Genomic DNA, 22,224 nt, shown 5'->3' on the forward strand with positions numbered 1-22,224 from the left:
GGCTATTCGCCTCCCTTGCTCGTCATCGACTGCTTCTCGGGGGCATTACCCAGGAAGTAGTAGATAACCGCAACGCATGCGCCAAAGATGGCGATAGCAATGGCACCAAGGCCGAGGTACTGGACCGCGAAGTAACCAATGAAGAAGAACGGCATGATCTCCTTCCTGCCAATCATGGAGACCGCGATGGCAAAGCCGATGGCGGGAAGCAGAGAGCCGGCGACTTCGATGCCATTCATAGCCCACTCGGGAATCGCGTCGATCATCGCAGTCACTACCTCCGCAGCGAGGATGTTGCAGAGAAACACCGGCACGAAGAAGATGACGGCCGAGACGAGCAGCGGCAGAATCGTCGTGTTCATGCGAACGCCGCGGAAGTCGTTCTTCTCGAGACAGGCATCGACCCTGACGGACCAGATGTTGTTAGCGGCGCCCTTGAGCGTCCAAAGCGCGGAGCCGAGGATGCCAAACGGAACGGCGAGAACCGTCGCCGCGCCAGCGTCGAGCCCCGTGGAGATGGCGATGGGAATCGAAATGAGTGCCGCGGAGGACGCGCACGCAGGCACGGTTCCGCCAGGATAGATAATGCCCAGGTAGAGCAACTCAAGCGATCCGCCGAGGACAAGTCCGGTCTGGACGTCTCCCATGAGTAGACCCACGACGCCGCCCACGACGACGGGCTGTCCCAGGGTGTCGGACAGGGTGTAGCCGAAGTCGGTTGTCGAGATCACCTGCCAGAGGCCACAGAACAGAGCGATTGCGATGCCAGACATCTTCGATACGCCTCCTAGAAGCCGAGCTTATTAATAAGGTCAGGGAGTTCCACGTCCTGCTGCGCAGGGACGACGTGAACGTGGACGTGGACGCCTTCCTGGTCGAGCATCTTCATGGCGTCAACGTCAGACGGCCTGAATGCGATACCAAACGCGGTCGTCGTCCCGGCGCCGCCGCCGAGGCCGCCAATCTGGACGTCCGCAAGCTCAACGCCGCCGCGAACCGCCGCAAGCGCGTCCTCGACGCACTTGAAGAGAACGAGGAGTTTGCCGTTGCCAAAGGCATTAGCCTTGTACTCCTCACAGGCCTGCTCGACCGTCCTGACCTCAACGGACACTCCTGCGGGAGCGGACATGCGATAGATGTCCGCCATGAATTCGTCGGCCGCAAGCTCATCGTTCACGATGATGATGCGGTCCGCTCCGCAAATCTTCACCCACTGCGTCACAACCTGGCCATGAACCAGGCGATAGTCGACGCGCGTCAGCTTAATCTCCGCCATCGGTTACTTCTCCTCCGCGCTCGTGTGGTTCTGTCCGTCAAGTCCAACGTACTCATGGCCGCCAAAGCCGTTGCGTAGTGCACTCACGGCCTTGGCACAGAAAGAGTCCTCGATTTGGGTGGCATTGCGCTCCATGAGCGAGAGGGCAATCACGGGGACGGGAACCTCGAGGTCAAGCGCCGTTTCCACGGTCCACTTAGCCTCGCCGCTTGCAGCGACCACGCCACGGATGTCCGCGAGATCCGGATGCGAGGCAAGCTGAGCCTCCATGAGTTCCATGAGCCAGCCGCGGATGACGGAGCCGTGGTTCCAGTTGTGAGCCACCGCCTCGAGGTCATAGTCAAACCCGCTCGCACGCATCACGGCAAGGCCTTCGCCAATCGCCTGCATCATTCCGTACTCAATGCCGTTGTGAACCATCTTCATGAAGTGGCCGCTTCCGGCGGGACCGGTGTAGAGCAGGCCGCCCTCGACGGTAAGGTCCTTGAGTGCGGGTTCGACGTGATCGAACGCCGAGCGGTCTCCACCAACCATGATGCACGCGCCGTTACGAGCACCCGACTTTCCGCCAGAGGTTCCCGCATCGAGGAAGCGAACGCCCTTCTCCGCGGCCATCGCCGCATGGCGCTGCGAATCCTTGTAGAACGAGTTGCCGGCATCGATGAGGATGTCACCCTTGTCGAGAATCTCCAGGAGGCTCGTCACGCAGGATTCCGTCGGCTCGCCGCAGGGCACCATGACCCAAAGGACTCGCGGCATGGGAAGTGCTTCGACAAGGGCCTCGAGCGTGGGGGCGACTTCGATACCTGAGGCAGCGGCGGCAGCCACAGAAGCTCCTGAACAATCGAACCCGACCGCTTTGTGCCCGTGATCCGCCAGGTTAAGGGCGATATTGGCCCCCATTTTTCCAAGTCCTACAATTCCGATCTCCAAATGCACCACCCTCTTCGTTGTGCTCAAGGCGGGCGTGCTGTCGGCTGGTTCGGTTTACTCTCGCCGCTCTTGCGCAGTCACAGCCCGCCAAGCTTGTTGCCTTCTGGAAGCCAGCGTCCGAAAACCCCGTTCGGAAGCTGGCGTCATTATATGCGAAGTTTTTTCGGTCTGCTATTCTTGTCGAAGAAGTAATTTTTGTTGCGGTGAACGGCAGCGTTTTGGCCGCGAATGGCAAATTAAGATAGGCAGAGGTCTAGAAGACTCGATAGAATGGGCCAAAGACCAGGGATTTATCAGGATGGTGACCGAAATGGCACAGCAGTCGATTCAATTCGCGATCAGGTCGCTCTATCGTTCGCTCAGCACAAAGGAAGCGAGCATCGCTGACTTTATCCTTTCGGACCCGAAAAAAGTTTCGCGAATGACGATTAACGAGATCGCTGACTCGCTGGGAATCGCCCCGTCAACTGTCTTCCAGTTCACGAGAAAGCTTGGTTTTAAGGGGTTCCGCGACTTTAGAAACGAGCTTCTCTCCGAGGAGTTCGACCCAGAGGTCTCCATTCACGAGAACATTGACGAGAAGGACGACGCCCTTGCCATTGCGCACAAGGTCTTCTCCTCCAGCGTCAAGTCGCTTCAAGATACCAACGCGCTCCTCAGCGCGAGCAGCGTCGAACGTGCGAGCCAGCTTCTACTCGAAGCTGGCACCGTGTCCTTCTTTGGCGTTGGTGGCTCCAACGTCGTCGCGTACGACGCCTTCCACAAGTTCATGCGCTCGCCGCTTCACGTGCAGTACGGCATGGACGTCCACGTCCAGCGTATGCAGGCGGCACTGCTCAAGCCCGGCGACTGCGCCGTCGTCACAACGCACACGGGTCTCACGCGCGACACGCTTGATATCGCGAACATCGCCCACGACGCAGGCGCGAGCGTCATCGCAATCACGAGCTACTCGTCGCCGCGTCTTACCAAACTCGCCGACGTCATCCTCCTCTCTTCTTCCGAGGAGACCGGCTATCGCTCCGAGTCGCTCTCGAGCAGGATTGCGCAACTCGCCATTGTTGATTCGCTGTTTACGATCGTGATGTTCGCCAGCCAGGACCAGGCAAAGGAGCCCCTGCGCCGCATCCGCAACGCCATTTCTCCCACAAAGGAGGAGTAGCGGCGACTCTGCGACCGCTCGTGTCAATCGCAAGCGCAGGAAATCATATCGACAGGGCTGCTTTATGGCGCCGCCACACACTTTTGCGCGCATCTCGGGTCTTTGAGTCTGGCGAGAAGCAGTCCGACCAGGAAGATTCCGATCATGACCATGACGGATGACGGCAGCGCCGCGTACCAGTTCAAGGCGCCCATAATGACGTCCATTAGTGCCTCCCTTTCTGAGAGTTCCCTTGGGACTGAGTTTATGGGCGTCATACTCTGTCGAAATGACCAGTTGTTTCACCGTGAAATCCTGCAACTTTGAACAGACAAACGGCGCGCGGCTCGGATGTGCGGCACGATCGGGCAACGATGCTTGATTGGCGACCCATTTTCTGGGGTGGGTGGTCAAAAAGACCATCTTGGCGTACGCACGGAAGCCGTTCAGACGCACGGACAGGCCAACAGCCGCCCCGAAAGGACCCAAATGGAAGCGCTCGATCACTCGCAAGCGCTAAAACACGCGATTCGCGACCCGCTTGTTTGACTGTGGTCAAGTAAGTAAGTCATCGCAAGCAGCAAACCGTACGCCAAGATGGTGTTTTTGACCATCAGCGCGGAGATTGCTATTAAGGGACTGTCTAACAACAGACCGGAAGACGACCTCAACGCAAATAGGCCGCCGCTCCATGCGCCTCGCGCGCCCGTCGCCCCAGTATCGCTGCCGCACCTCGACGTCCGCCCAGAGCACGGCGCCACCCGTCCCGCACTTCAGACACAAAAGGCCCGGCCAAACGCACGATGCGTCCGGCCGGGCCGTTACTCGTTCACGAGCCTGCCTCAGCAAGCCCCTAGATCTTCGCAATCTCCTCGGAGATGATGCGGCAGACGTCCTCCGCCTGGGGCATCACGCCATAGGCCTCAAAGAAGCCGTGGTCGCAGCCACAGTAGCGAATCGCGGTGACGTCAACGCCCGCGTCCTGCAGCTTCTTCGCGAACAGCTCATCCTGATAGCGCAGGAAGTCGAACTCGGAAGAGATAATGACCGTACGCGGATACACACTCACGTCCTCCGCGAACAACGCGGAAATCAACGGATCGAGCATCTTGTCCATGTCGCCGTTGACGTACATGGGCGGCAGATCGTCGTTGGCAAGGCGAATGCGATCAACCCTGCTCAGCGCCTCGAGCCTCTGCTCATCCACGACCTCGTACAGGTCATAGGACCACTCATCCGGAACGGGGCCACCGTCAACGAGCGGATAAAGCTCGACAACCGCCTTGATCCTATCCGCGTGAGAGCCCTCGAGCACGACGGCGTTCGTCAGGCTGCCACCCGCAGAGTCACCAGCCATGGCAATGCGAGTCGCATCAACGCCCAGCTCGTCAGCGTGATCGACAAGCCAGTCGAGCGTCTTCACGCAGTCCTCGACGCCACCCGGGAACATCGTCTCGGGACACAGGCGATACTCCGGGTAGATCGCAACACAACCCGTGCGCTCCACGATGTCGCGCAGGCAGTTCTCGTACTGGCCGATGTTGCCCACCATGAAGCCGCCGCCATGGATGAACACGAGCGCGGCAGATCCATTCTCGTGCCCCTCCGGCGTGAAGATGTGCAGCGGAATGCCTCTGTCGCCGAAGTTCATGACGACGGTCTTCTTGGCAACGTTCGCGCCCCTCACGACGTGGGTCTCCTTGTTGGGTGCAGAGCGCCACGCGATCACGTCCACCGGTCCGGCCGGCGCCGACCCCGCTGCGGGAGCCGCAGCGAGCTTCGCGTGCGCACGAGCATAGACGCGCGGGTCAAGCACGTGCTCGCGGCCGTCACCCGGCACGGGCTTCAGCACGAGCTTGAGCCCGCTAGGCTCGACGACCTCCTTCACGCCGTTCTCAAGTACATCAAGCTCGGAAGTGGGGTACTTCCTCTCCTCGGCTTCCATGATTAGCCGATCTTCAGCTCGTCGAGCTTGGCGTCGAGCTTCGCCATCTCATCGGCGGAAAGCTCCCACTCGAACGTCTCGCAGTTCTGGATTGCATGGGCGTCCGTGCGCACACCCACGAGAGCGGTGCCCACGTACTCCTTCTGGGTGCTCCAGTTCACCGCAACCTGCGCCACGGGCTTGTCGTGGGCCTCGGCGATCTCGTCCATGACCTTGAGCAGTTCCTGGACGCGCGAGAACTTGGGCTCCTGGAAGTAATCGTAGAAGCCGCCGCGGACGTCGCCCTCCTCGAACTTCGGGAGCTCGCGGAACTTGCCCGACAGGATGCCCGCGCCGAGGGAGCCGTAGGTGAAGGAGTCGATGCCGCGCTCGTAGCCCCACTTGATGAGGTCCTCGGAGGAACGATCAACCATAGAGTAGGGCGGCTGCTGGACGTCGACCTGGGCGACCTTCTCGCACTCCTCGATCATCTCCGTCGTGAAGTTGGAGACGCCGATGTGGCGAATCTTGCCCTGCTCCTTGAGGAGCTGGAGGGCGCACATCGTCTCGGAGAACGGGGTCTTGGCGTCGGGCCAGTGCACGAAGTAGAAGTCGATGTAGTCAGTGCGGAGGTTGCGCAGCGAGCTCTCGACCTCCCTCATGATGTTCTTGAACGAGGAGTCGCGGTCATAGCCGTTGGCGCTGGTGATGAGGCCAACCTTGGTCGAGAGGAGGTAGCTCTCGCGGTCGACGCCCTTAAGGGCGTTGCCAACGATCTTCTCGGACGTGCCGTTGCCGTAGCACGGAGCGGTGTCGACAAGGTTGACGCCGTGCTCGAGCATCGTGCGGATGGCGGACATGCTGGCCGCGTCGCTGTCGTTCTCGCCAAAGGAGTCGCCGCCGATCGCCCAGGTGCCCACGGCGAGCTGGGAGACGTCTACGCCAGAGTTCTTGAGGTGCGTATAGCGCATGTTGTTTCCCCTTCTAATAGAACGGCACGCGTCGAAAGCGCTCGAACGCGTGCCGCCAGGAATTACCTTGAACAAGCTTCGGATATCCCTGAAGCCGCCTTACACGATGCCCACGAGGCCGAGGATGAGCGCGAGAACCATGATGCCAACCAGGATAATGTTGACGTTGACGTTCTTCTTGCGCAGGAGCCACAGGACGACGAGCGTGAGGGCCAGGGGCACGAGGCCCTTGAAGATCGAGTCGAGGTAGGTCTGGATCATGACCGGGTCAGAATCCTGAACCGGGATGGACAGGATCGTGTTGAAATGGACGTTCGCCGCGGTCATGGCGCCGATCATCACGAGGCCGACCGTGGAGGTGGCCTTGGTGATGAGCTTCATGAGGCCGCCCTCGTACATCTCGGAGATGAAGTTGGTGCCCATGCTGAAGCCGAGGTAGGTCATGAAGTAACGGCAGAGGATCGACGGGATGTTGTAGATCAGCAGGAACATAATCGCGCCGAGGGGCGAGCCGCTCATGGCGAGGTTGATGCCAATGCCGGCGGCGATGACGCGCAGGACGCCCCAGAAGATTGCGTCGCCGATACCGGACATCGGGCCCATGAGGGAGACCTTGATACCGTCGATGGACTCGGTATCGAAGTCATCGTGCTCGGAGTTCTCCCTTTCCATGGAGGCGACGAGGCCCATAGCGAACGTGCCGACGTTCTGGGTGATGTTGTACCAGGTCGTGTGACGCTTCATGGCGTCGGCGCGAGCCTCGGGATCGTCGGCGTAGTAGCGGTTAAGCGCGGGCTGGACGGAGTACAGCCAACCATCGGCGCCAGCCTTGACGGAACCGCCGGCGCAGGAAGCGAACACGGAGAAGGAGCGCAGGAAAATGCGGTTGAGCATCTTCTTGTCTTCAGGGCTCACATTCTTGGTCAGATTGCTCATGCGAAGAAATCCTCCTCGTCGCTGGTTGCAGAGTCGCCGGAAACGGCCTGGGTGGCCACGCCATTCTTCTTAAGGTCGAAGATCTCCTTGTCGCGGAGGGCGGAGGCAACCGCGATGATGAGGCCGAGGACGGCGATGGCGATCATCGGGAGGCCGAGGTACTGGTAGAGCGTGAAGCCCAGGAAGAAGTAGATGCTGAGCTCGGTGCTCCAGAGCATCTGAAGCAGGAGCGCCATACCAACGGCGGGCAGGAGGGCGCCCACGGCGTTGAGGCCGTTCATGACGTTGGCCGGAATCTGGTTGACGATAGCGGCAACGGGCTCGGCGCCAAGGTAAACACCCAGGAAGGCGATGAGTGCAAAGGCGGCGTACTTAACGAACCAGAGAACGTAGTGCTGGAAAGCAAGGCCCTTCTCGTTGCCATCGGCGGCCATCTTGTCGAAGGTGCCGGCGAAGAACGCAAGGAACACGTTGTTCATGAAGATCGAGAGGAACGCGGTAACGACGCCCACGGGAACAGCCAGCGTGATGGCCGCGCCCTGGTCGATGCCAGCGCCAACGGTGAAGGCGACGGCGAGAGCGGTCGCGGTAACGGGCTCGGCGGAGATAGCGCCACCAATGTTCACCGCGCCCATGAAGATCGCCTCAAGAGAGGCACCGATGATGACACCGGTCTTAACATCGCCCATCAGGAGGCCTGCAACAAGGCCAACCACAAGAGGACGCTCGATCATGCACTGACCGAGAACCCAGTTACCACCGTAGCAAATCAGCACGGTCAACCAGGCCATTACTGCCAACCCAATCATTTGACTTCCTTTCCCTCGTCTGGCCAGACGGCCAGCCCCTTACTTCTCCGCCGCCTCGATCAGGCTCTTGAGAGGAGTCCTGGTGTGAGACGGGATGAGCTGATGGAAGACCGGAATACCCTGCTCGCAAAGCTCCTTGGCTGCGGCAAGCTCGTCCGGGTTTAGCATGATCGTGTCGTTAAGGGTGATCTTGGTGGCCGGATCAGACTTATCGAAGCGGCCGACGTTCGCGACGTTCACACTCTCGATCTTGCCCGGTGCACCCTTAACCAGCTCAAGCACGTCGCGTACGCAGTTGGTGAGCGCGAAGATGCGCATGGAATCCGCGCGCGGGTCGTTCGCGATGCGACAGGCATCCGGAACGTCCTTGACGAGTAGCTTCTGGCCCGCCGGCGTGCCCATGGAAAGCGTCATGCGAAGGGCGTCGCTCTCCACCGCGTGCTTATTGGCGACGATGATCCTGGTGGTGTTGAGCTCCTTGGTCCACACCAGGGCGACCTGTCCGTGAATCAGACGATCATCGACTCGAACCTGAACAATCATTGCCGTTCCCTTCCCCACGTATTGAATAGACCGTTAGTCAAAGAAGTCGCCGTCGGATTCCCCATCGTCCGAAACGCTGTTCGGCGGCTCCACTACCTGCATCGTTTGCCTCGCAAGTTCAATGCTCTGCTTGACCGACTCTGCCGTGACCGGCTCTGCGCTGATGAGCGTCTCGATCACGAGGCCGAGGTTCATGCCGGTGACGTGAACGATTCCGTGCTTCTCCGGCTCCATGAGGACGACCTTCTGGAAGACGGAGCCACCGTAGATGTCAGTGAAGATGACCGCGTCGTCGTCAGGGCCCACCGAGTCGATGAAGGCCTCGATACGTGGCGTGAAGTCCGTGTCGTCAACGTAGCAGTCAACCGCTTCCACCAGGTTGGACATGCCGGTCAGAATCTCGATCGAGCTCCTGATTCCGCTTGCGAGGTGGCCGTGCGACGCGACAAGAATCTTCTTCATCAAGCCCCTCCTAGAGCGAGTAGTGGTTCGGGTTCAGGAGCTGGATCTTGCCGGCGACGAAGGCGCGCATGTCGGGGGCGGCGTCCATCAGGAGGCCAACGCCGTTGCCGTCGTTCTTGCCAGAGTTGATGTCCTTCTCGAAGGCGCGGTACATGGAGCGGAAGTACTCGGTGGCGATGTTGAACTTGCTCATGCCGAGGTTCACGGCCTCCTGGAGCTGCTCGTCAGGGATGTCGGAGCAACCGTGCATGACGAGGGGCACGCTGACGGCCTCCCTGCAGGCCTTGATGCGCTCCATGTCGAGGTTCGGGACCTTGACGTACGGGCCGTGCGCGTTGCCCACGGCGATGGCGAGCGAGCCGCAGCCCGTGCCCTCGACGAACTCCTCGGCGAGGTTCGGGTCAGTGTAGTGGTCGCTGTTCACGAAGTCGTTCGCGTCGGAGCCGTTGCCGACGTGACCGAGCTCGGCTTCGATGTCGACATCGAAGATCTTGGCGACCTGGACGACGTCCTTCGTGAGCTGGAAGTTCTCCTCATAGGGAAGCGAGGAGCCGTCGACCATGACGGAGGGGAAGCCAGCCTTGACGCCCTTGACGGCAATCTCGTAGCCAGCGGAGTGATCCTGGTGGACGGCCACGGGCACGCTAGCGCGCTCGGCGTAGTAGCGGGCGGCGAAGGCGATGATGTCGAGGGCGCAGTGGTCCTCGAAGCCAGGCCAGTACTGGATGATGATGGGCATGTGCTCATCCTCGGCGGCCTGGATCGCATAACGGATGGTCTCCGTGTTGATGACGTTGATGGCGGGCACGCCGTAGTGGTGCTCGGTCGCATGCTGAAGAAGCTCGTTGACCTTGATGAGAGACATCTTTGTCTTCCTTTCACCTGGATAACCATCGGAACGGACAGTTCTCAGCTCGTCAGCTGGTTGAACACGAAGTGAGGTGCGGAGCCGTGGATGCGGCGCCGGAGTGCAGAGCAAATGTGGTGCCGAAGTGCGGAAACGCTTGTGGAGCAGAGCTATGCGGCCGTCTGGGTCTCAGGCTGTGGAGCCGCGTTGCGACGCCACGCCGCGTACGCCACAAGAGCAACGACCGCAGCAATCGTTGATGCGAGGGCGAAGATCAGGAAACCAGTACGCGTGCCAAATGCGTCGCACGCCCAACCGCCAAACAGGTTCGCGACCACAACGGACAGACCACTCTGGACCATCGCGAAGGCGCTCTGACCGCGAGCGCGACAATCCTCGTAGGTGTGGTTGGCGATGTAGGTAACGCAGGAGTAGTACACCGTCATGTAGCTCACGCTCTGAAGGAGCTGGCCGCAAATCATGACCGGGACGACGCCGGTGCCCACGAGCACGAGCCTGAGCGCCGCCATGAAGCAGGAGAAGATCAGGAGGTTCATCTCGCCGAAGCGCCTAACCAGCCTGGAGGAAACGAGCAGAATGGGAATCTCGCTCGCGGCGGAGACGGCGCTCATCACGCCCACGAGGTTCTGGCCCTCGCCAAGCTCGACCGCGTAGCGGCCCAAGAACGCCCCGATGAAGCCGATCGCGGCCGAGCTGATGAAGGCGAAGACCAAGACGAAGGCGATCTCGTTGCTGGTGAACAGCGAGAGGAGACCCTTACCGTGGGAGACCTTGGGGCCATCCGCGGCATTGGCGCGAGCGCCCGCCTCGGGAAGGCGCCACGTGTGGACCGCGAAGATAACCAAAGCGGCGGAGACCACCGCAAACTGGATCTGGGGAGCCACGTCAAGCAGCTTGCCAAGAATCAGGACGACGATGGCATAGCCGATGGTGCCACCCATGCGGATGCGAGAGAAGTCAAGGCCGGTACGATCAGCGAGCTCGATAACGAGGGAGTCGCTCAGGGGCAGAAGGCCCGAGAAGAACGCCGAGAACGCGAAGGTCACGAGAAGGACCGGGACGAACGTCTTGGCGAGGTAGTACAGAGGAGCGAGGATCGCCGCGCCCAGGCACAGGACCACGATGACCGCGCGGCGACGCCCGAGCTTGTCGGCGATCGTCGACCAGAGCGGCTGGATGGCGAGTGCGCACACCGGAGTCGCCGCAAGGAGGATGCCAGTCTCAGCCGCGCTGAGACCGAGGCCCGTGTAGTGGGCGGAGAGGAACGGCGAGTACACGCCCGCGCAAACCCAGTAGAGGACGTTCGCGAAGAACAGCGAAGCCATGCTCACGTTTGCCTTGGCGTTCTGCATCGCGCTTCCTCCTTCTTGGTCGCTGGGCGCCCGCCTGGACGCCGGAGTGTTTCGCCGTCTAGCGTGAAACGAAATTACGAGACTCTGGAACGATGTTCTGTTGTTTCATCGTTATCGTGCCGTTGTTTCACGGCTCATAAGATAGCCGCTCGAGCTGGGGTTGTGTCGAAGGAGCGCCGATTTGCCGCGAACGGTAGGAAATGAGCGGTGAAACGCTGTTTCGAAATATCTGAAACAACTTGCCCGGTTTTCACCCCCCCCTGCCCTAACATACAAACCAAACCAGGGCTAAGGAGTGACCATGGATAAGACAGGGGACGTGCTCAGCCACATCTGCGCGGTCATGAGCAGCCTATCCCCCTCGGAAAAGGCAATCGCAACGTATGTGCTCGACCATCCGTCTGACGTCGCGACGATGACCGTTCGCGAACTGGCAGCGGAGACCGGTACGTCACCAGCGTCCGTCTCGAGGTTCGCAAGGACCCTCGACTACCGAACGTACTCGGATATGCGTCTGGCCCTAGGTATCTCAATCAGCAGGGCATCCGGCGAAGAGAAGGCCACCGGTGGCAAGGTCACCCTCGATGACATCGAGGGATCAATCAAGTACGTTTTGTCGCACAAGGTCAAAGAGCTCGCCGAGACGACCTCGCTCATTGACTCCGATGACTTTGCGGCTGTTGTTAACCTGCTTCACAATGCCAACCTCGTCCTGATTGCGGGCGTCGGCAACTCGATCAGCATGGGCGCGAACGCGGCGTTCAAGCTCTCGCAAGTTGGGGTTAGGGCCTTTTGCCCCAGCACCACTGATGTCATGGCTTCCGCCGCCGCTAACCTCACGGAAAATGATGTCTTGCTCGTCATTTCAACGTCTGGATACTCGAAGCGCCTCGTCAACCTCTTTGACTCCGCCGAGGACTCGAATACCCCCATCGTGATGATTACCGACAGTCCCGATACACCTCTCGCAAAACGCGCAACGCATATCATTCGAGCCGTTTCGCGCGACCGAGCCATCACCGGGAGCGAGATTTATTTCTCCCACAACTCGATCAACTTCATTATCGAGCTGCTGTTCCTCTTCCTCGTCTCTTGTTGGGACGATCCCATCGAGCTCAACAGAATCATCTTGAAGAACCTCATGGGAGACAGGCAATACAGCTAGGTCGACGGGTGCCGGCGCAAAAGGGTGCGCCGGCCGTGCGGCGCGCATGCGCGGGGCACGACCGGCACCAACGCGCACGGCAGCAACGCGCGACATCAACGCGCGCGGTTGGTACCAGCGCACACGGCGCCCACGCGCACGGCAGCAGCGCACACGGCACGCAGCGGCGCGCACGGCACGCAGCACAGTCAGCGTCACGCAGATAAATGGCCAACCGCACGAGCGGGGGCATAGGAGGCGGCATGATCAAGCTCATCCTCGCAGACATGGACGGAACCCTGTTGCCTTTTGGCTCGAGAGTCATATCGGAGCGCACGCACCGCGCAATCCTATCGGCGCTCGATGCGGGCATCGCGTTCGGCCCCGCGAGCGGCCGCGATTACGTCGATCTGGCCGATGCCTTTGACGGCGATACGCGCTGTTTCTCAACCGGCATCATGGCCAACGGAAAGAAGGTCTTCTCCGGCGGCAAGCTCGTGTTCAAAAAGACGCTCTCGACGGAGGCGCTCGTCAAGCTCGAGGGTGCCGTGCGCCCCTACGCAGGGACATCACTCTGGCTAGTCGCCGATGCCGACGAGACGGGCATGCGCTGCGAGCAGTTTCTCTGCGGCGTCGAGCCCGATGACGAATTCGCCTTGGGGGTCGTCGAGGACTCCGGAAGGGACATGACACCCGGAGATGTGCCCACGAACCGCGACGTCATCACCGCTGGCATCTTCGTCAACGTCGACTCCGCCCCAACGGAAGTCGTTCGGAGCCAATGCAAGGGAGCCTGCCCAGAGCTTGATTTCCCAGCACCCGCCCCGTTCTTCCTGGATGTTGTTCCGACCGGTTGGAGCAAGGTGAACGGGCTCGACGCGCTGCTCGGCAGCCTTGGGATCACGCTTGACGAGGTCGCTTTTATCGGAGACTCGGAAAACGACGTGACGCTCCTCGAGAAGGTGCCGCACTCCTACGCGGTCGCGGCCGCGACGCCAGAGGCCAAGGAGGCCGCACACTTCCTGATTGGCGACGCCGCCGAGGACTCCGTCGCGCAGCTCATCGAGCAGATCGTGCGGGAGTGGGGCTAGGGCGAGGAGCGGGCGAAACTTTCGTCCGTAATTGCTAATCACACTTTTGCGACACAAGAAAAGGCCCTCCCGAAAAGTTGGAGGGCCCTGATGTGCATGCGCGCTCAACCATCCATGGCTCGAGGCGCATCGCCCCGCGACGGCTCCGCCGCTACCTCGTGACAACCCACAGCGTTGCCATGGTCGCGATGCCGATGCCCACGATGAGCGCCACCCACAGGACACGTACCACGGGGTTCATGTCGCCCGCCACCGCCATGTCGTTCGCACGCCAGAACCAGTTGCCATTCATCTTGTTCATGATGGCCTCCTTCGCCTTCGCTTTTCACTGTCTATGGTCGCGAAAGCCCAGGTCACGTGCCATCGATTTGCCTTACGCCCAGCTTTCAGTTCTGTAAGGAGAGGAGCGGGCAGGCGTGCGCACCCGCATCCGCACGGCCGTCCGGGCACGGCCGTCCGCGCACGCGCGCCCATGTGCGCCCCAAGCCGCCCTCCCGCGTGAACCCCGCGCGTCCATGCACGCTCCCAAGCCGCCCACGTCCGCGCACGCGCGCCCACGCACGCTCGTGGTACCCTCAGCCAAGACACGGCTCAATCCCACGAGCCAAAATCGAGGCGCGAAAGGTTGCTCACAGCAGATGGCACAGACAGACTCCCCAATAAACCGCAGCTCAAACGCGCACAGCAACACCACCGGCGTTCTCGGCAACGCCCCCGCGCCCGGCAATACCGCCGCGCCCGACAACGCTCCCATGCCCGACGACCCCGCTGCCGCCATCGACCGCGAGCGCGCTCGCGCCGCCTTCCTCGCCTACGTCGCGCCGTATGACCCCGCCAACCCACGCATCGCGCTCAAGGTGACGCACACGCTCCACGTGGCAGACCTCTGCGACCACATCGCTCGCGAGCAGGGCTGGCCCGCCGCCGACGTCGACCTCGCCTGGCTCTGCGGCCTCCTCCACGACATGGGTCGCTTCGAGCAGGTTCGCCGCTGGAACACCTTCCGCGACGCCGTCTCTTGTAGCCATGCCAAGCTGGGCGCCTCCGTGCTCTTCGGCGAACGCGAGCGCCTCGGAGAGCCCGTCCCCGCCGCCACTCCGGACTTCGATACCCCTCGCATCCGCGACTTCATCGACTCGTCCGCGAAAGACGCCGTCATTCGCACCGCCATCGAGTTGCACAGCGACTACAGACTTCCCCGCGACCTCGACCCGCGCGCACGCGCCTTCACTGAGCTCGTCCGCGACGCCGACAAGATCGACATCCTCCGCACCGTTGACGAGGACACCCCCGAGACCATCCTCGGCTGCGACGCAGACGAGCTGCTCGCGAGCTCGCTTTCACCCGAGGCAACACAGGCCTTCGACGCCCGCCGCTGTATGCTGCGCGACGACCGTTCCCAACCTGCGGACTTCCTCGTCAGCTTCGCCTGCTTCGCGTTCGAGCTCGCCTACCCGCAAAGTCGCGGGATAATGAGGGAGCAAGGCTACGCAACGGCGCTTCTCACGGAGCCCTTTGGCATCGAGACACCGTTCCGCAATCCACACACCCGGTCCGAGCTCCAGCGCATGGCGCATGAGCTCGACCTTTATCTTGAAGGGGCTCACGAATGAGCAAGCCACACGTCCTCATCGTCGCCACTGGCGGCACTATCGCCTCCGCCGAGGAGGGCTCCGGCCTCACGCCCCAGCTCACGGGCGACGAGCTTGCCGGATATGTCCCGGAGATCGCCCAGCTTGCAGATGTCGACGTTGTCCAAGTCATGAACATCGACAGCACCAACATGCGCCCCGCGGACTGGCAAGCGATCGGTGATGCCATCCTCGCGAGCTACGAGGATTACGACGGCTTCGTCGTGCTTCACGGCACCGACACCATGGCCTACACCGCCGCCGCTCTCTCCTACCTCATCCAGGACAGCCCGCGGCCCATCGTGCTCACCGGCTCGCAGCAGCCCATGGCGAACCCCTTCACCGACGCCCGCCTCAACCTCTTCCAGAGCGTCCTCTATGCGGCGGACCCCGCGTCGCGCGACGTCTCCGTCGTGTTTGGGGGAAAGGTTGTCGCCGGCACCCGCGCGCGCAAGCAGCGCACCATGAGCTTCGACGCCTTTACGAGCGTTAACTACCCTGACCTCGCACTTATTCGAAACAATCGCATCGTTCGCGCCGTGGAGACACCCGTGGCGCAGGCAGCGAGCTGCACCATCGCCGCGGAGCCCCGTGTCTACCACGACCTCAACGAGCGCGTCTTCGTCCTCAAGCTAACGCCCGAGGTAAACCCCCACGTCTTCGAGCTTCTCCGCGAAGACTACGACGCAATCATCCTCGAGACCTTTGGCATTGGCGGCATTCCGGACTCGCTCCACGACGCGATCTTTGGCTGGGTTGATTCCGGCCGCACGCTCGTGGTCACCACCCAGGTGCCCGAGGAGGGCCTTGACCTCGGGGTATATGAGGTTGGCCGCGCCTATGCGGAGCACCCGGGCATCCTCAAGGGCGACGACATGACCTGCGAGGCGCTCGTCGCCAAGACGATGTGGGCACTTGGCCAGACTCGCGAGCCGGTCGAACTTCGCGAGCTCTTCTATCGCCCCGTCAACCACGACCGCCTAGCCTAGCCCGGCGTGCCACGTCGTCCCCGCAAGGCATTGTGCGGTGCGCCCTGCCGCCGCTGCGCACCCCGGCGAAACGAGGCCGGGGCTCATCAGCGCCTTCGCATGCCGTCTTGCACAACGCGGCCGGGCCCGTCGGCCCCTGGCGGCTGTCGTCTGTGACGTGTCAAAGACAAATTTCTGCGTTGGTGGCCAAAAACACCCGCGCGACGGACACTTTTCCACCCGCTTGGGCCCTTTTCGGGCCCGCTGATGCCCGAAATCACGACGTGCGGTCAAACCTCATACGCGACAAGTGTGGCCACATTTTAACGTCAACTCATTTACCTGTGGTTTTGCAATTCGGCGAATACGAGCCGGATTCCGGAAGGCTCCCCGCCACCTGAAATCTGTCCGCCGCGCGATGGTTTTTGGCCACCCCAAGTAAAGTTAGTCTCCCAAACAAGATCGGGTGGCCCTCTTGCGACTCCAACCGCTCTTCCGGCCATCCTTTAATAGCGTTTCTTCGGACCAGTGGTCAAAATACCGATCTTGGCGTACGCCCTAGTCTCCAGAACCACCCTTCTAACGGCTCAAAAGAACCCAAATCAAGCTCATCGACCTCACCCAAGCGCGACCGTTTCTGGCGCCGTTTTTAGCCAAGTCGCCTACCGGCTGATTTACAGACTGCCAAATAGCAGGGCGCATGCCACAGTCCCTTAATAGTAAATCTCGCGTACGCCAAGATGCCCTTTTTGACCAACCGCTCACAAATACAGCTCAGCAATAGCGATTCCCTGGCCATCGGCCCTCGATCCAGTGTGCAAGATACGCCAAACGACGGCACGGCTCCTGTCGCCTTGCAGCGTCATATCGCCCGCCGTCCGCCACGCAGCGGCGTCATATCGCCCGCAGCAGCGCGCCAGCCGCGACGCCACCGCCGGCACCTTTGCTCGCCATGACGCTAGGAGGCTCGCCACAGGAACACACGCCGGGACATCCGTCCCCAAACGTTAAAACTGCGTATCTGATGCCCCTTTAAATGCGCAGACAGAGGCATTTATCGAAGCGCGTGCGATTAGAATTCTGCCTACGCTTACCAACGTGGCACCGTTGCGCGCAGCAATCGTTCCGCGCAGCTTCGCCACAAAATGAGGGGGAACCATGAAGTCCATTTCCAGGCGTTCTTTCGTGGCCGCCGGTGCCGGTGCCGTCGCGCTCGGCCTCGCCGCATGCGGCAACTCCGGCAGCTCCGCCACCACCTCCGCCGCTGACGGCGAGAAGTCCTACAAGATCGGCGTTCTGCAGCTCACCCAGCACGCCGCGCTCGACGCTGCCAATGAGGGCTTTGTCGCCGCGCTCGACGCCTCCGGCATCAACTACACCATCGACCAGCAGAACGCCAACAATGACCAGAGCGCCTGCTCCACCATCGCCTCCAAGCTCGTGGGCGACAACGATGACCTGATCTACGTCATCGCCACCCCGGCCGCCCAGGCCGTCGCCGCCGCCACGACGGAGATCCCCATCGTCGGCTGCGCCATCACCGACTACGCCGCGTCCGGCCTCGTCGCTGACAACGAGAAGCCCGGCGGCAACCTCACCGGCACCTCTGACATGAACCCCGTCGATGACCAGATTGCCATGCTCCAGAAGGTCCTTCCCGAGGCCAACCACGTCGGCATGCTCTACTGCACCGCCGAGTCCAACTCGCTCCTCCAGATCGAGATGGCCGAGGCCGCGTGCGACAAGGCCGGCCTCACGCACGAGCGCTTCACCGTTTCCAGCTCCAACGAGGTCCAGAGCGTCGTCGAGTCGATGGTCGGCAAGGTCGACGCGGGCTACTCCCCCACCGACAACACCATCGCCGCGGCTGCCGCCCAGATTGGCCAGATCTGCAAGGAGGGCAAGCTTCCCTTCGTCACCGGCGAGGAGAACATGTGCATGGGCATGGGCATCTGCACCCTCTCCATCGACTACACCGAGCTCGGCAAGATGGCCGGCGAGATGGCCGTCAAAATCCTGACCGAGGGCGCCGACCCCGCTGACATGGCAATCGAGTCCGAGTCCGGCGACCAGCTCAGGGTCGTCAAGAATGAGGAGATGGCCGAGGCCCTCGGCATTGACCTCTCCGTGCTCGACGCCTAGGACGGCGGCACCGTGCTCGCGGGCGTCGTCGAGCCGGCGAGCGCCACGCCCGTCTACACCGCGGGCGACACGTCGCCGCGCTAGACTAGCTTGAGTTTTTGCGTTGCGCGCCCCGACGGGATTGCCGCCGGGGCGCGTTTGGATGGAAGGAAAGACATGCTGACAGCAATGCTCGGCGCCGTCTCCCAGGGCATTCTCTGGGGCATCATGGTGCTCGGCGTCTTCATCACGTACAAGCTGCTCGACATCCCCGACCTGACGGTCGACGGCAGCTTCGCCACCGGCGGCGCAGTCTGCGCGGTCCTCGTAGTCGCCGGCGTCGATCCGGCGCTCGCCATTTTGGCCGCCATGATCGCCGGCGCCCTCTGCGGCGCGGTCACCGGGTTTTTGACCACGGCGTTCGAGATTCCCGCCATCCTCGCGGGCATCCTCACGCAGATCAGCCTCTGGTCGATCAACCTGCGCGTCATGGGCAAGTCGAACACCCCGCTGCTCACGAGCAAGACGGTCTTCTCCGCGCTCGGCGACGCGACGGGACTGCCCTCCAACGTCTGCGCCATCATCGTAGGAGTCATCGTCGCCGTCGTGATCGTCGCGGGGCTGTACTGGTTCTTCGGCACCGAGATCGGCTCCGCCCTGCGCGCCACCGGTGACAACGAGGCCATGATTCGCGCGCTTGGCGTGAACACCAACACCACCAAGATGATCGCTCTCACGCTCTCCAACGCGCTCGTCGGCCTCTCCGGCGGCCTCATCTGCGAGCAGCAGAAGTACGCGGACATCGGCATGGGCACGGGCGCCATCGTCATCGGCCTTGCCGCCATCGTCATCGGCGAGGTGCTCGGGCGCCTCCTGCCCGGCGGCCTCACGAAGTTCGCCCCGCGCCTGATCTCCGCTGTGGCGGGCTCCATCGTCTACTTCCTCATCCGCGCCATCGTGCTGCAGCTTGGCATGGATGCCAACGACATGAAGCTCCTCTCTGCCATCATCGTCGCCGCCGCACTCTGCGTCCCCGTCGTCTGGGAGCGCACGCAACGCCGACGCGCCTACTCGAAGGGAGGCGAGCAGTAATGGCCATGCTCAAGCTCTCCCACGTCACCAAGACGTTCAACCGCGGCACCGTGACCGAGAAGCGCGCCCTCACCGGCGTGAACCTCGAGCTTGCCGAGGGCGACTTCGTCACCGTCATCGGCGGCAACGGTGCCGGCAAGTCGACGCTGCTCAACATGATCTCCGGCGTCTATCCGCTCGACGCGGGCACCATCGAGCTCGACGGCACCGATGTCTCGCGCATGAACGAGCCGCAGCGCGCCAAGTACCTCGGCCGCGTCTTCCAGGACCCCATGCGCGGCACCGCCGCAGACATGCAGATCGCCGAGAACCTCGCCCTCGCGAAGCGCCGTGGCAAGAAGCGCGGCCTTGCCTGGGGCATCTCCGCGCAGGAGAAGGAGGAGTATCCCAAGCTCCTCGCCACACTCGACCTCGGCCTCGAGAGCCGCATGACCGCCAAGGTCGGCCTGCTCTCCGGCGGCCAGCGCCAGGCGCTGACCTTGCTCATGGCGACGCTCACCAACCCCAAGCTGCTGCTTCTTGACGAGCACACCGCCGCACTTGACCCCAAGACTGCCAAGAAGGTGCTCGACCTGACCGAGCAGATCGTGGCCGAGCGCGGCCTCACGACCCTCATGGTCACGCACAACATGAACGACGCCATCCGCCTGGGCAACCGCCTGATCATGATGCACGAGGGTAACGTCATCTTCGACGTGGCCGGCGAGGAGAAGAAGAGCCTCACCGTGCCCGACCTGCTGCAGAAGTTCGAGGAGGTCTCTGGCGGCGAGCTCGCGAACGACCGCATGCTCCTGAGCTAACGCGGCAGGGCGGAGGGTGCCCGCAACGCACCGTGGCCCGCCCAATGCGGCCTCGCCCGTTGCCCGCGCAGCCGGCCCCCGGAGCGCGCCGCGGCCCATCCAATGCGGTCTCGCCCCCTCTTCCCCGTGCAGCCGGCCGGCGCCAGCCCGCCACGGCGTCCGCGCTCCGCGGCCTAGCACCCGCAACACGCTGCATCGCGCGTCCATGCACCGCCGCTCGCCGATAACCACGTCGGCGAGCGGCGGTCTTCTTTTGCGGAGCATCAACGCCGAGCTGCGATGTCAGATTTGCGTCCGCCAACTGCAAGGTTCTGTCAGGTCCGTCTCCGCTAAGGTCTTCCCACTTTGCGAGGGGAGGCCGGATGACAAACAAGCGGACGGACAAGGCGGCGAACGATGACGCGCTCCGCGGCGAGGCGAGTTTCCTCCGCCTCATGAAAGCGCTGCTCGCGTTTGTGATGGAACGGACCGGCGCACCTCGTGGCCAGGGCCGCAATTTGCAAGCGAGGATCGCCGCCACGTCAGACGCGCTCGACCGCCTATGGGCAGCCCCTCAGCTCATTAACGAGTTTCTAGCCGAGAATCCCGCGGATTTCGACGAGCGGGACCTCGCCACGATCGCGTCCTGGCGCACCCCCGTCATGGGCCGCTTCGTCGTGACTGGTGTCCAAGGCAAGCGATTCGCCTGCCTGCCCGCAGACGTCGGCGCGCCGCCCCGCCTCATCATCGTCAAGCTCATCAGACGCGAGGCAGACGAGCTCTTCCGCGCCATCCCCTGCCTTATCGAGCTTGTTCTCCTCCCCTTCCGCGGCTCAATCGTCACCGACGGGAGAATCAGGCGCCTTAGCTCGGCCGCCAAGCCCGGCGGCACGCTCGTTATCGAGAATCGCCTCCGTCTGGCAGCGCTCCACAGGCTGATCCAGACGCCGAGCGACCTTGCAGAGCTCGCACAATCCGATCCGGAGAAAAGCGCGGGACATGGCTGCGCCGCGAGCCCTCGAGGTAGCCCCACGCCCCAGCACGCACGTGCTATGCTCAACGCTAGCTTTACCTCACCCCACGATAACAAGGAGGGCGCAAGCCCATGAGAACCGAGACTTCCGAGGCGCTCGCTCGTCTCGTTGGCTGTTTTGTTGCCGCAATCGAGGACACTGGAACGCAGATTCCTTCCGACATAGTCGAGCACCTCACCGAGAACCCCCTCAAGAGCTGCGAGGCCCTGAACGACCTCGCACTTTCCTGCGGTGCTATCGACGACTCGCTCGACGCGGCGCTCGCCGCCATTTATGAGTCCATGGACGCCACGGACGCTCGTGGCGAGGTGGACGAGTTCACCGCAGAGCGCATCGCTCGCACCTGGGTCCGCACCCACCGCGAGCCGGAGCCCGAACCGGAGCCCGAGCCGGAACCCGAGCCAGAACCGGAACCGGAACCGAAGCCCGAGGCGTACGAGGGCCACGGTAGCGCTGCGAACGAGCAGGAGATGCCTGCCGAGGAGACGCCCCAGCTCAAGAAGAAGCGCCGCAACCGCAAGCAGAAGGTGGACGAAGCCGCAGAGAGCAACATAGCCGAGGCGAGCGACCAGGAGGCAGCGCCGGAGCCTGCTCCGACACCCGAGCCCGCGCCCGTCGAAGATGCGACGGAGAATTCCGTCCCCGAGAAGCCCAAGAGACGTCGTGCCCGCAAGGCAGAGAAGCCGGCCGCCGAGGCCACGGAGCCGGTCGCACCCGTCGAGGACGCTGCGCCTGCCGCCGCTGGCGAGGATACGCAGTCGGAGGAGACTGCCCCCACAACAGAGGCCACGCCCGTGGCAAATGACGAGCCCGCAGCCGCCACGGATGCCCAACCCGAGCCCGCAGCCGCCCCCGCCCCTTCGGGCGAGACGCTCAGCGTCGACCAGGCCGTCGCCATTCTCGGCGTGAGCCGCCCCACCATCTACAAGCTCATTGAGTCTGGCGAGCTTCCCGCAAGCAAGAAAGGCCGTAGCTGGCGCATCTCCGCCGCCGCCGTGAGCGAGCGCGCCAACCAGTAGCACGTGCCCGAGCGCGAGCCAATCAGAACCACCCTTAAAAAGGGTGGTTTGCTCTTAGGGTATAACCCACGGGCCCCGGGCTCGCGTCTAAAGGCGCGGGTCCGGACTTCGTCCAGGCCTAGTGCATCTT

General features: G+C 62.4%; 23 protein-coding genes. 10 read left to right on the forward strand and 13 right to left on the reverse strand.

Features of this window, described 5'->3' with window-relative positions:
- Window positions 1-2: 2 nt before the first annotated feature.
- From ACTQ1Z_RS07785 to gnd, 3 genes are read right to left on the reverse strand one after another with little or no spacing between them, the layout of a single operon-like run.
- Window positions 3-773, reverse strand: a complete 771-nt coding sequence (locus ACTQ1Z_RS07785; RefSeq protein WP_330028091.1) for a PTS mannose/fructose/sorbose/N-acetylgalactosamine transporter subunit IIC — start codon at window positions 771-773, stop codon at window positions 3-5.
- Between the two features lie 14 nt (window positions 774-787).
- The gene (locus tag ACTQ1Z_RS07790; protein WP_441860036.1) at window positions 788-1,276 is read right to left on the reverse strand and encodes a PTS sugar transporter subunit IIB; all 489 of its coding nucleotides are present in this window, start codon (window positions 1,274-1,276) and stop codon (window positions 788-790) included.
- A 3-nt stretch (window positions 1,277-1,279) separates the two neighbouring features.
- On the reverse strand, window positions 1,280-2,218 hold the full coding sequence (gene gnd / locus ACTQ1Z_RS07795; protein WP_441860038.1) for a phosphogluconate dehydrogenase (NAD(+)-dependent, decarboxylating): 939 nt from the start codon (window positions 2,216-2,218) through the stop codon (window positions 1,280-1,282).
- A 301-nt stretch (window positions 2,219-2,519) separates the two neighbouring features.
- Here gnd and ACTQ1Z_RS07800 point away from each other — a divergent pair, with 301 nt between their 5' ends.
- Window positions 2,520-3,371 (forward strand): MurR/RpiR family transcriptional regulator, encoded by an 852-nt coding sequence (locus ACTQ1Z_RS07800; protein ID WP_441860039.1) that lies wholly within the window; start codon window positions 2,520-2,522, stop codon window positions 3,369-3,371.
- Between the two features lie 62 nt (window positions 3,372-3,433).
- Here the strand turns inward: ACTQ1Z_RS07800 and ACTQ1Z_RS07805 are convergent, their stop codons facing one another.
- The 9 genes from ACTQ1Z_RS07805 to ACTQ1Z_RS07845 all read right to left on the reverse strand — a co-directional run bounded on the left by ACTQ1Z_RS07805 (window position 3,434) and on the right by ACTQ1Z_RS07845 (window position 11,290).
- Complete coding sequence (locus tag ACTQ1Z_RS07805) at window positions 3,434-3,577, reverse strand: hypothetical protein (RefSeq protein WP_441860041.1); 144 nt, start codon at window positions 3,575-3,577, stop codon at window positions 3,434-3,436.
- A 626-nt stretch (window positions 3,578-4,203) separates the two neighbouring features.
- Complete coding sequence (locus ACTQ1Z_RS07810) at window positions 4,204-5,295, reverse strand: alpha/beta hydrolase (RefSeq protein ID WP_441860042.1); 1,092 nt, start codon at window positions 5,293-5,295, stop codon at window positions 4,204-4,206.
- A 2-nt stretch (window positions 5,296-5,297) separates the two neighbouring features.
- Complete coding sequence (locus ACTQ1Z_RS07815) at window positions 5,298-6,245, reverse strand: aldo/keto reductase (protein ID WP_441860044.1); 948 nt, start codon at window positions 6,243-6,245, stop codon at window positions 5,298-5,300.
- Window positions 6,246-6,344: 99 nt separating this feature from the next.
- Window positions 6,345-7,181: a PTS system mannose/fructose/sorbose family transporter subunit IID gene (locus ACTQ1Z_RS07820; protein ID WP_441860046.1), complete on the reverse strand. Its 837-nt coding sequence runs from the start codon at window positions 7,179-7,181 to the stop codon at window positions 6,345-6,347.
- Complete coding sequence (locus ACTQ1Z_RS07825; RefSeq protein ID WP_441860048.1) at window positions 7,178-7,990, reverse strand: PTS mannose/fructose/sorbose/N-acetylgalactosamine transporter subunit IIC; 813 nt, start codon at window positions 7,988-7,990, stop codon at window positions 7,178-7,180. The genes ACTQ1Z_RS07820 and ACTQ1Z_RS07825 overlap by 4 nt, the downstream gene beginning before the upstream one ends.
- 39 nt (window positions 7,991-8,029) lie before the next feature.
- Complete coding sequence (locus ACTQ1Z_RS07830) at window positions 8,030-8,533, reverse strand: PTS system mannose/fructose/N-acetylgalactosamine-transporter subunit IIB (protein ID WP_441860049.1); 504 nt, start codon at window positions 8,531-8,533, stop codon at window positions 8,030-8,032.
- 33 nt (window positions 8,534-8,566) lie between these two features.
- On the reverse strand, window positions 8,567-8,995 hold the full coding sequence (locus tag ACTQ1Z_RS07835) for a PTS sugar transporter subunit IIA (RefSeq protein WP_441860051.1): 429 nt from the start codon (window positions 8,993-8,995) through the stop codon (window positions 8,567-8,569).
- Between the two features lie 10 nt (window positions 8,996-9,005).
- Window positions 9,006-9,860, reverse strand: a complete 855-nt coding sequence (locus tag ACTQ1Z_RS07840; RefSeq protein WP_441860053.1) for a class II fructose-bisphosphate aldolase — start codon at window positions 9,858-9,860, stop codon at window positions 9,006-9,008.
- A 152-nt stretch (window positions 9,861-10,012) separates the two neighbouring features.
- On the reverse strand, window positions 10,013-11,290 hold the full coding sequence (locus tag ACTQ1Z_RS07845) for an MFS transporter (RefSeq protein WP_441860073.1): 1,278 nt from the start codon (window positions 11,288-11,290) through the stop codon (window positions 10,013-10,015).
- A gap of 226 nt (window positions 11,291-11,516) precedes the next feature.
- On the opposite strand from ACTQ1Z_RS07845, the gene ACTQ1Z_RS07850 reads away from it, so the two are divergent.
- Together ACTQ1Z_RS07850 and ACTQ1Z_RS07855 are read left to right on the forward strand one after the other, a co-directional pair.
- Window positions 11,517-12,380: a MurR/RpiR family transcriptional regulator gene (locus ACTQ1Z_RS07850; protein ID WP_441860055.1), complete on the forward strand. Its 864-nt coding sequence runs from the start codon at window positions 11,517-11,519 to the stop codon at window positions 12,378-12,380.
- Window positions 12,381-12,622: 242 nt separating this feature from the next.
- Complete coding sequence (locus tag ACTQ1Z_RS07855; protein ID WP_441860057.1) at window positions 12,623-13,450, forward strand: HAD hydrolase family protein; 828 nt, start codon at window positions 12,623-12,625, stop codon at window positions 13,448-13,450.
- A 151-nt stretch (window positions 13,451-13,601) separates the two neighbouring features.
- On the opposite strand, the gene ACTQ1Z_RS07860 is transcribed toward ACTQ1Z_RS07855, so the two are convergent.
- Complete coding sequence (locus ACTQ1Z_RS07860; protein WP_441860059.1) at window positions 13,602-13,751, reverse strand: hypothetical protein; 150 nt, start codon at window positions 13,749-13,751, stop codon at window positions 13,602-13,604.
- Between the two features lie 337 nt (window positions 13,752-14,088).
- Between ACTQ1Z_RS07860 and ACTQ1Z_RS07865 the strand changes: the two genes are divergently transcribed.
- The 7 genes from ACTQ1Z_RS07865 to ACTQ1Z_RS07895 all read left to right on the forward strand — a co-directional run bounded on the left by ACTQ1Z_RS07865 (window position 14,089) and on the right by ACTQ1Z_RS07895 (window position 22,094).
- The gene (locus ACTQ1Z_RS07865; protein WP_441860061.1) at window positions 14,089-15,063 is read left to right on the forward strand and encodes an HD domain-containing protein; all 975 of its coding nucleotides are present in this window, start codon (window positions 14,089-14,091) and stop codon (window positions 15,061-15,063) included.
- Entirely contained in the window at window positions 15,060-16,070 is a 1,011-nt protein-coding gene (locus ACTQ1Z_RS07870) for an asparaginase (RefSeq protein WP_441860063.1), read from the forward strand. The genes ACTQ1Z_RS07865 and ACTQ1Z_RS07870 overlap by 4 nt, the downstream gene beginning before the upstream one ends.
- 1,137 nt (window positions 16,071-17,207) lie before the next feature.
- Window positions 17,208-18,191, forward strand: a complete 984-nt coding sequence (locus ACTQ1Z_RS07875; RefSeq protein WP_441860065.1) for an ABC transporter substrate-binding protein — start codon at window positions 17,208-17,210, stop codon at window positions 18,189-18,191.
- Window positions 18,192-18,347: 156 nt separating this feature from the next.
- Window positions 18,348-19,262, forward strand: a complete 915-nt coding sequence (locus ACTQ1Z_RS07880; RefSeq protein WP_441860067.1) for an ABC transporter permease — start codon at window positions 18,348-18,350, stop codon at window positions 19,260-19,262.
- A 5-nt stretch (window positions 19,263-19,267) separates the two neighbouring features.
- Entirely contained in the window at window positions 19,268-20,062 is a 795-nt protein-coding gene (locus ACTQ1Z_RS07885) for an ABC transporter ATP-binding protein (protein ID WP_293815451.1), read from the forward strand.
- A gap of 362 nt (window positions 20,063-20,424) precedes the next feature.
- Window positions 20,425-21,150 carry a hypothetical protein gene (locus ACTQ1Z_RS07890; protein ID WP_441860069.1) on the forward strand — a complete coding sequence of 242 codons (726 nt, stop codon included), beginning with the start codon at window positions 20,425-20,427 and terminating at the stop codon, window positions 21,148-21,150.
- Window positions 21,147-22,094 (forward strand): helix-turn-helix domain-containing protein, encoded by a 948-nt coding sequence (locus ACTQ1Z_RS07895; RefSeq protein WP_441860071.1) that lies wholly within the window; start codon window positions 21,147-21,149, stop codon window positions 22,092-22,094. Before ACTQ1Z_RS07890 ends, ACTQ1Z_RS07895 begins: the two co-directional genes overlap by 4 nt.
- Window positions 22,095-22,224 lie beyond the last annotated feature (130 nt).

Origin of the sequence: Parolsenella sp. LCP21S3_E11, from assembly GCF_052118165.1 — a bacterium.
Taxonomy (GTDB): domain Bacteria; phylum Actinomycetota; class Coriobacteriia; order Coriobacteriales; family Atopobiaceae; genus Parolsenella.

Excerpts from the sequence above, each read along its gene's own strand:
- ACTQ1Z_RS07785 (WP_330028091.1), bottom strand. The coding sequence starts at position 773 with ATGTCTGGCATCGCAATCGCTCTGTTCTGTGGCCTCTGGCAGGTGATC.
- ACTQ1Z_RS07790 (WP_441860036.1), bottom strand. The coding sequence starts at position 1,276 with ATGGCGGAGATTAAGCTGACGCGCGTCGACTATCGCCTGGTTCATGGC.
- ACTQ1Z_RS07800 (WP_441860039.1), top strand. The coding sequence starts at position 2,520 with ATGGCACAGCAGTCGATTCAATTCGCGATCAGGTCGCTCTATCGTTCG.
- ACTQ1Z_RS07805 (WP_441860041.1), bottom strand. The coding sequence starts at position 3,577 with ATGGACGTCATTATGGGCGCCTTGAACTGGTACGCGGCGCTGCCGTCA.
- ACTQ1Z_RS07810 (WP_441860042.1), bottom strand. The coding sequence starts at position 5,295 with ATGGAAGCCGAGGAGAGGAAGTACCCCACTTCCGAGCTTGATGTACTT.
- ACTQ1Z_RS07815 (WP_441860044.1), bottom strand. The coding sequence starts at position 6,245 with ATGCGCTATACGCACCTCAAGAACTCTGGCGTAGACGTCTCCCAGCTC.
- ACTQ1Z_RS07820 (WP_441860046.1), bottom strand. The coding sequence starts at position 7,181 with ATGAGCAATCTGACCAAGAATGTGAGCCCTGAAGACAAGAAGATGCTC.
- ACTQ1Z_RS07825 (WP_441860048.1), bottom strand. The coding sequence starts at position 7,990 with ATGATTGGGTTGGCAGTAATGGCCTGGTTGACCGTGCTGATTTGCTAC.
- ACTQ1Z_RS07830 (WP_441860049.1), bottom strand. The coding sequence starts at position 8,533 with ATGATTGTTCAGGTTCGAGTCGATGATCGTCTGATTCACGGACAGGTC.
- ACTQ1Z_RS07835 (WP_441860051.1), bottom strand. The coding sequence starts at position 8,995 with ATGAAGAAGATTCTTGTCGCGTCGCACGGCCACCTCGCAAGCGGAATC.
- ACTQ1Z_RS07840 (WP_441860053.1), bottom strand. The coding sequence starts at position 9,860 with ATGTCTCTCATCAAGGTCAACGAGCTTCTTCAGCATGCGACCGAGCAC.
- ACTQ1Z_RS07850 (WP_441860055.1), top strand. The coding sequence starts at position 11,517 with ATGGATAAGACAGGGGACGTGCTCAGCCACATCTGCGCGGTCATGAGC.
- ACTQ1Z_RS07855 (WP_441860057.1), top strand. The coding sequence starts at position 12,623 with ATGATCAAGCTCATCCTCGCAGACATGGACGGAACCCTGTTGCCTTTT.
- ACTQ1Z_RS07860 (WP_441860059.1), bottom strand. The coding sequence starts at position 13,751 with ATGAACAAGATGAATGGCAACTGGTTCTGGCGTGCGAACGACATGGCG.
- ACTQ1Z_RS07865 (WP_441860061.1), top strand. The coding sequence starts at position 14,089 with ATGGCACAGACAGACTCCCCAATAAACCGCAGCTCAAACGCGCACAGC.
- ACTQ1Z_RS07870 (WP_441860063.1), top strand. The coding sequence starts at position 15,060 with ATGAGCAAGCCACACGTCCTCATCGTCGCCACTGGCGGCACTATCGCC.
- ACTQ1Z_RS07875 (WP_441860065.1), top strand. The coding sequence starts at position 17,208 with ATGAAGTCCATTTCCAGGCGTTCTTTCGTGGCCGCCGGTGCCGGTGCC.
- ACTQ1Z_RS07880 (WP_441860067.1), top strand. The coding sequence starts at position 18,348 with ATGCTGACAGCAATGCTCGGCGCCGTCTCCCAGGGCATTCTCTGGGGC.
- ACTQ1Z_RS07885 (WP_293815451.1), top strand. The coding sequence starts at position 19,268 with ATGCTCAAGCTCTCCCACGTCACCAAGACGTTCAACCGCGGCACCGTG.
- ACTQ1Z_RS07890 (WP_441860069.1), top strand. The coding sequence starts at position 20,425 with ATGACAAACAAGCGGACGGACAAGGCGGCGAACGATGACGCGCTCCGC.
- ACTQ1Z_RS07895 (WP_441860071.1), top strand. The coding sequence starts at position 21,147 with ATGAGAACCGAGACTTCCGAGGCGCTCGCTCGTCTCGTTGGCTGTTTT.